Origin of the sequence: Sulfuricurvum sp. (assembly GCF_049305995.1) — a bacterium.
Taxonomy (GTDB): Bacteria; Campylobacterota; Campylobacteria; order Campylobacterales; family Sulfurimonadaceae; genus Sulfuricurvum.
The window spans coordinates 1-6,089 of the sequence record NZ_JBAQPS010000391.1 but is presented as its reverse complement, the minus strand read 5'-3'; the positions used below and the strand labels follow the sequence as shown (position 1 = coordinate 6,089).

The 6,089-nt window shown below is 39.6% G+C and carries 7 protein-coding genes; 5 read left to right on the top strand and 2 right to left on the bottom strand.

What is annotated here, in order from left to right:
• The 3 genes from hemL to WA010_RS13095 form a co-directional block, all read left to right on the top strand.
• Nucleotides 1-1,032 (top strand): glutamate-1-semialdehyde 2,1-aminomutase (hemL, locus tag WA010_RS13105; protein WP_422557562.1); only part of this gene is annotated, 1,032 nt, incomplete at its 5' end.
• Entirely contained in the window at nt 1,032-1,325 is a 294-nt protein-coding gene (locus WA010_RS13100; protein WP_422557561.1) for an AtpZ/AtpI family protein, read from the top strand. The genes hemL and WA010_RS13100, both read left to right, overlap by 1 nt.
• Before the next feature lie 3 nt (nt 1,326-1,328).
• Nucleotides 1,329-1,766, top strand: coding sequence for a hypothetical protein (locus WA010_RS13095; RefSeq protein ID WP_422557560.1), 438 nt, complete (start codon nt 1,329-1,331; stop codon nt 1,764-1,766).
• Here WA010_RS13095 and WA010_RS13090 read toward each other — a convergent pair.
• The gene (locus tag WA010_RS13090; RefSeq protein WP_422557559.1) at nt 1,741-2,427 is read right to left on the bottom strand and encodes a hypothetical protein; all 687 of its coding nucleotides are present in this window, start codon (nt 2,425-2,427) and stop codon (nt 1,741-1,743) included. The genes WA010_RS13095 and WA010_RS13090 overlap by 26 nt on opposite strands.
• Nucleotides 2,427-4,289: an RNA polymerase sigma factor RpoD gene (gene rpoD / locus WA010_RS13085; RefSeq protein WP_422557558.1), complete on the bottom strand. Its 1,863-nt coding sequence runs from the start codon at nt 4,287-4,289 to the stop codon at nt 2,427-2,429. The genes WA010_RS13090 and rpoD overlap by 1 nt, the downstream gene beginning before the upstream one ends.
• Nucleotides 4,290-4,437: 148 nt before the next feature.
• Here rpoD and WA010_RS13080 point away from each other — a divergent pair, with 148 nt between their 5' ends.
• Both WA010_RS13080 and flgG read left to right on the top strand, forming a co-directional pair.
• Nucleotides 4,438-5,262: a flagellar hook-basal body protein gene (locus tag WA010_RS13080; RefSeq protein WP_422557557.1), complete on the top strand. Its 825-nt coding sequence runs from the start codon at nt 4,438-4,440 to the stop codon at nt 5,260-5,262.
• A gap of 19 nt (nt 5,263-5,281) precedes the next feature.
• Complete coding sequence (flgG, locus tag WA010_RS13075) at nt 5,282-6,070, top strand: flagellar basal-body rod protein FlgG (protein ID WP_422557556.1); 789 nt, start codon at nt 5,282-5,284, stop codon at nt 6,068-6,070.
• Nucleotides 6,071-6,089 lie beyond the last annotated feature (19 nt).

The following is a 6,089-nucleotide window of genomic DNA, read 5'->3' as shown; positions in this document are numbered from 1 at the left end:
CTCAGTTTCGGTGCGCCGACCGAAGCGGAATCAGAGCTTGCGGAGCTGATTATCTCTATTTATGACTCTATCGAGAAAATCCGTTTTGTCAGCAGCGGAACCGAAGCGGTTATGAGTGCTATCCGTCTCGCTCGCGGATTCACTGGGCGTGATGACATTGTCAAATTCACGGGATGCTATCATGGTCACAGCGATGCACTGCTCGTTCAAGCGGGTTCAGGTGCCGTGACGTTCGGTACTCCAAGTTCACCGGGAGTGCCAGCAGACTTTACTAAACATACGCTTCTAGCCGAATACAACAACATCGAAAGCGTCAAGCAATGTTTTGCCGACAGTCCGGGGATTGCCTGTGTCATTATCGAACCGATTGCGGGAAATATGGGTCTCGTCCCCGCAACCAAAGATTTCCTTGCCCAATTACGCACAGTGTGTGACGAGTACGGCGCACTCCTCATTTTCGACGAAGTGATGAGCGGATTCCGTGCGTGTTTACATGGTGCAGAAAGTATTACGGGGACTAAACCTGACCTTGTAACCCTTGGTAAAGTGATCGGCGGAGGTATGCCTGTCGGTGCGTTCGGCGGTCGTCGCGAGATTATGGCTCACCTTTCACCTGAGGGGGGCGTGTATCAGGCGGGAACGCTTAGCGGAAATCCGGTTGCGATGGCGGCAGGGTTAGCATCAATCCATAAACTCAGAACGAACGCTCGTGTGTTTGGGGTACTCGAAGAGCGGGCAAAACGTTTGATGAGCGGTTTTGCGGATGCGGCAGCGAAACACAATATCGGATTGCAAACGGATGTACGCGGATCGATGTTCGGATTTTTCTTTTGTGATACAGCGGTCGGTAATTTTGCCGAAGCGTTGAAAAGTGATACCGCACGCTTTGCCCGTTTTCATGCGGCGATGTTGGATACAGGGTTTTATTTTGCGTGTTCACAGTTTGAAACTGGATTTATTTGTACCGCTACGACCGATGCAATGATCGAAGAAACGATTGCCGCAGCGGATAAAATTTTTGGGGAGCTGTAATGGAAAACGAAGAACAAAAACCTCGTTTAAAACCGATCATCGAAGGGGCAGAAACCCTATCGCTAGGTATCTCAATGGTAGTTGCAATCCTGATCGGGGTTGCGATAGGATTGGGACTTAAAAAACTCACTGGGATTACATGGTTGTTATGGGTCGGTGTTGCTATCGGTATTGCCGCCGCTATATTAAACATTTACAAAGCCTACAGTAAACAATACAAAGAGTTCGAAAAGCTCGCCAAAGATCCCCGTTATAACATGGGTAAATCACAAGATGATGATGACGAGGACTAATGTATGATTAGTTTTTTAGTCGCGATGCTCTCTTCGATGCTCATTATTGCAGGATCACTCTATTCGTATCGAAATATGATTCAAAGCCGCGTCGAAAACAGCGAAATTGATGATTTCAAAGATGCGATTGATGAGATGGACGATCCGTATGATTTGTACGAAGAGGAACGTGAATCAGAGATCACCGATATCAAACAGATGATCAAAGAGGAAAAAGCACATCAAAAGAGTAATATTATCGAAAATACGACCAAAAATGCTTCGGCAATGGTCTCGCTTTATCGCTTGGTTCCGTATGCTTTTTTGATTTTAGGATTTATTGCGCTGAACAATAGCCACTCATTATCAATACTTCCGTATTTGATCGGGTTAGCGGTTGGGATACCGTTGGGCTACTTAATCGGTAAAAAGTTATTTATTTCACAATCATCGGAACATTAATTGTAATTTTTTGATCTTTTAAATCAATAAAAAGATGATTTTCTTCTGCTAAATGAGTAATATCAGAAAAATACTTACGATTTATAGATATTGAAGAAATTTCAAGAGAGAAAAGGGAGTATTTTTCTCCTTCAAATTTAATATGTTCTCCGACTCGGAAAAAAAGTCTTGTTTGGATTTTAGAATTTCCTGCCATAGAAAGATATATTTTATTCAAAAGTTTAATAAAAAATTCGGTTTGAAGGCGAATTTCTGGAATAGTTGGATCAAGTTCTTTAGTATATTGCGTCTGACTTCCGATAGAATTTGAACTGATACACAAATCAATCAAAGTATATACATTAATAAGTTGTCCATTAGGTTTTTTCGCAGTAAACTGAAATGATGGAAACTGATAAAGACGTATCCCGATTTGTTCTTCATCTTCATACCCGACGGTAATTCCAAAAAATTTAAACCGTCCAAACTCCAACTCTAAAAACGTAGTTTTAAATCCAAAGGATGAACTTGCATAACTCGTAGCAATTTTATAAATAGCCGATGCTTCAATTGCACCAAGAAGATACTGAGCTTCTGTATTTAATGATACAATTTTTCCACTTGAATTAAAAAGGATAAACGGATTGAAGTCAAATTCAATCCATTGTTGATCAAATGTCATTAGTCCTCGATGTAGTTTTTAAGCTTACGCCCCACTTTAGGGTGTTTGAGTTTTTTGATTGCACTGCTTTCAATTTGACGAACACGTTCACGCGTTACATTAAGCTCTTTCCCAATCTCTTCGAGAGTACGGTCACTCTCGTCGTCCATGATGCCGAAACGCATTTTGATAACTGCTTTTTCTCGCTCATTGAGTTGTTCGAGGACACTTTCGATTTGAACTTTTAAATCGTCTTTCAAAATAGCATCACTTGGAGAAATAGACATTTTATCTTCGATAAAATCTCCAAAACGCCCATCCTCTTCGTTACCGATAGGAGCTTCAAGTGAGATTGGTTCTTTGGTAATTTTGATAACGTTTTTAACTTTCTCAACGGATAAGCCAACTTCTTCCGCGATGGTTTCGACATCTGGCTCTTTTCCGTGTTCTTGGAGATGTTTACGCATAATTTTGTTGATACGGTTAATCGTCTCGATCATGTGAATCGGTATACGGATCGTACGTGCCTGATCAGCGATTGCACGGCTGATCGCCTGACGAATCCACCATGTCGCATAGGTCGAAAATTTATACCCTTTTTGGTATTCGAATTTATCGACCGCTTTCATCAAACCTATATTCCCCTCTTGAATCAAATCAAGAAACGGTAATCCGCGGTTGGTGTAACGTTTCGCGATAGAGACAACGAGACGGAGATTCGATTTCGCCATACGGGTTTTGGAAACTTCGGAGATATTTTTACCCCGTTTGATCTGTTCCAAAATATCGGCAAGCTTATCAGGTTCCATATTGAACCCGCCCTTGGAAGCCTCTTTGGTCTGGATCAATTTTTTGATCTCCATATAGGTACTGACCATGGTTGCTTCAGGGACTTTGGTTGAAATCTCTTCTTTAGTCAAATCGCAGATTTTGTTCAAAATCAAGATGTGATTTTTTTTCAGCTGGTCGTTGAAAAGGGGAAGTTTGTACTCAAGACGTTTAAGCTCACGGTCAAACCCCTCATCACTGCGCAATGCGGTTTCCATAGAACGGACAAGCTCATTGATTAGTTTAGAGGTTGGCCCGAGATCCAACAAAGCTTCTTTGAGCATTTTTTTCTTGAAACTGACGTTGAGGAAGAAAAGTACGTAATCTGCATCCATCTCTTCAAGTGAACATTCTTCTAGCATTTTTTCAGTTGCTTTAACCCACTCTTTTTTTGCTTTTTCAAGTGCTTTAAATGAGGTAACAACTTTTTCAACACGTTTTTTATCTTTTACAGATGGTGCTTTTTCAGTTGATTCATCATCATCAGATTCATCATCATCAGATTCATCATCATCAGATTCACCATCTTCTTCAAAGCTTTTAAAAAGTTCTTTAACTCGACGTTCACGATTGATAAGTGGATCTTTATAATCAAGAATAAAATCAATTAAATAAGGAACTGAACAAATAGCATCAATGATGATCCCCTCACCCATCTCCATCCGTTTAGAAATTTCGACTTCTTCGTCTTTGGTTAAAAGGGGAATTTGTCCCATTTCGCGGAGATACATACGTACGGGAGAGTCAGAGCGCGACCATTCAAGAAGTTCATGTTGCTTGAGAATATCAAATTCATCACCACTGGCTTCTTCAATGTATTTGAGCTGAGCAGCGCGTTTGGCGGCGGCTTCTTGTTGGTTGAGCATTTTGGCATGTTCAGACGAAGTAAAAAGACAAATTTTATGTTTTTGAGCCAATTTAAGGATATTTTTGGCCTGAGCAAGAGTAGGTTGCTTGTCAAATGGATCAACAATGGTTTCATATGTGAGACAATTTTTAGATTTATGTTCAGAAAATAGGGTTTCGAGATGTTTATTTAGATCTTTGACACTCATACTGAGGAGAACTCCCTTACGTTAAAAAAGATGTGGATTATACCGAAATTTTTCTTAAAGTTTATGTGAAATATCCATTTTTTTGATAATTATAAATTTGGAACAATTGTTGCTACAAAACTCACAATAGTCTATGTAAGGATGAGAGATGCAAACCGGATATTATGCAGCGACCGGAGGAATGGTAGCACAGTTTAATCGTATAGATACAATTGCTTCTAATCTTGCTAATGCGAATACAACGGGATACAAACGTGATCAGTTGATCACAGGAGATTTTGCCCGATTATTTAAAACGGTTCAAAATGAACTTCCTATTGCAAATCAAACGGAGGCAGCAGCACAGTATTTAAACCGTTCACTTAGCCGTGTTCCACAAATTACCGATGCCTATATTGATTATAGTTTAGGTGCTATGCAACGGACTGATAATACATTTGATCTTGCTTTAGGAAAAGAGGGTCAATTTTTTGCTGTTAATACACCTCAAGGAATACGACTAACACGTGATGGTTCATTTACCATTAATGAAGAGGGAAAACTTGTTAACAAACAAGGTCATGAAGTCCTATCCACCGATTATTTTCAGACCAAAACCGCTATAACCTTTACATCTCAAGACAGTATTATTACGATCGATAAAAATGGACAAATTTCGACTAATGTTCCAGGATCGACGCAGATGGTTGCTAATAAAAAACTTCTTGTATTAGAACCACAAAATCTCCGAATGCTAATAAAAGAGGGTGACAATTTATATATTCCAGAGAAAGCAGATACTCTTACTCCATTGGAAGATAGTGGAACTGTTATGCAGGGATTTGTTGAAAAAAGTAATGTCAATGCAGTCAATGAAATGATTGCTCTTGTCGAAGCAAACCGATTAGTAGGGATGTATCAAAAAGCAATGGATTCACAAATGAACGATCTTAACCGTGATGCAATTGAGAAAATCGCTTCAACACGACGATAACACTAAGGAGAAATAACCAATGATGCAATCACTTTACACCAGTTCTACTGGAATGATGGCAATGCAAACCCAAATCGATACGACAGCAAATAACATTGCCAATGTTAATACAATGGGGTACAAAAAATCTCGCGCCGAATTCGCCGATTTGATGTATAAAGTTATGACCTATGCGGGAACATCTACCAGTGATACTACTAAATCTCCTACAGGGATTGAAGTGGGGCTCGGAGTACGTCCTACCGCTATCAATAAAATTTTTACTGAGGGAAGTTTAAAACAAACTGATAATTCCCTTGATATGGCAATTACAGGAAAAGGGTTTTTCAAACTTCAACTTCCTAATGGAACTGAAGTATATACTCGTAACGGATCTTTTAAAGTTGATCAAAATGGTACGCTTGTAAATTCGGACGGATATACTCTAATTCCTGAGGTTGTAATTCCTGATGATGCTATCGATATCAGTATTGGAACAGATGGTATTGTCAGTGTAACTCAATCCGGTCAAGCACAAGCTACGCAAGTAGGACAAATTTCATTAACTAATTTTATAAATCCTGCTGGGTTACATGCTATGGGTGATAATTTATTTGTTGAAACAGATAGTTCAGGACAACCGGTTGAGGGTACAGCAGGAGATACGGGTTTAGGCTCAATCCGTCAAGGATTTGTCGAACTATCAAATGTTCAATTAGTTGTAGAACTTACTGATTTAATTACAGGACAGCGTGCATATGATGCAAACTCGAAAGTAATTACCACTAGTGATGAGATGCTTGCAACTACCAATAGCCTTAAACGTTAATATTAATCACTATTAAATC

Excerpts from the sequence above, each read along its gene's own strand:
- flgG (WP_422557556.1), top strand. The coding sequence starts at position 5,282 with ATGATGCAATCACTTTACACCAGTTCTACTGGAATGATGGCAATGCAA.
- WA010_RS13090 (WP_422557559.1), bottom strand. The coding sequence starts at position 2,427 with ATGACATTTGATCAACAATGGATTGAATTTGACTTCAATCCGTTTATC.
- WA010_RS13080 (WP_422557557.1), top strand. The coding sequence starts at position 4,438 with ATGCAAACCGGATATTATGCAGCGACCGGAGGAATGGTAGCACAGTTT.
- WA010_RS13100 (WP_422557561.1), top strand. The coding sequence starts at position 1,032 with ATGGAAAACGAAGAACAAAAACCTCGTTTAAAACCGATCATCGAAGGG.
- rpoD (WP_422557558.1), bottom strand. The coding sequence starts at position 4,289 with ATGAGTGTCAAAGATCTAAATAAACATCTCGAAACCCTATTTTCTGAA.
- WA010_RS13095 (WP_422557560.1), top strand. The coding sequence starts at position 1,329 with ATGATTAGTTTTTTAGTCGCGATGCTCTCTTCGATGCTCATTATTGCA.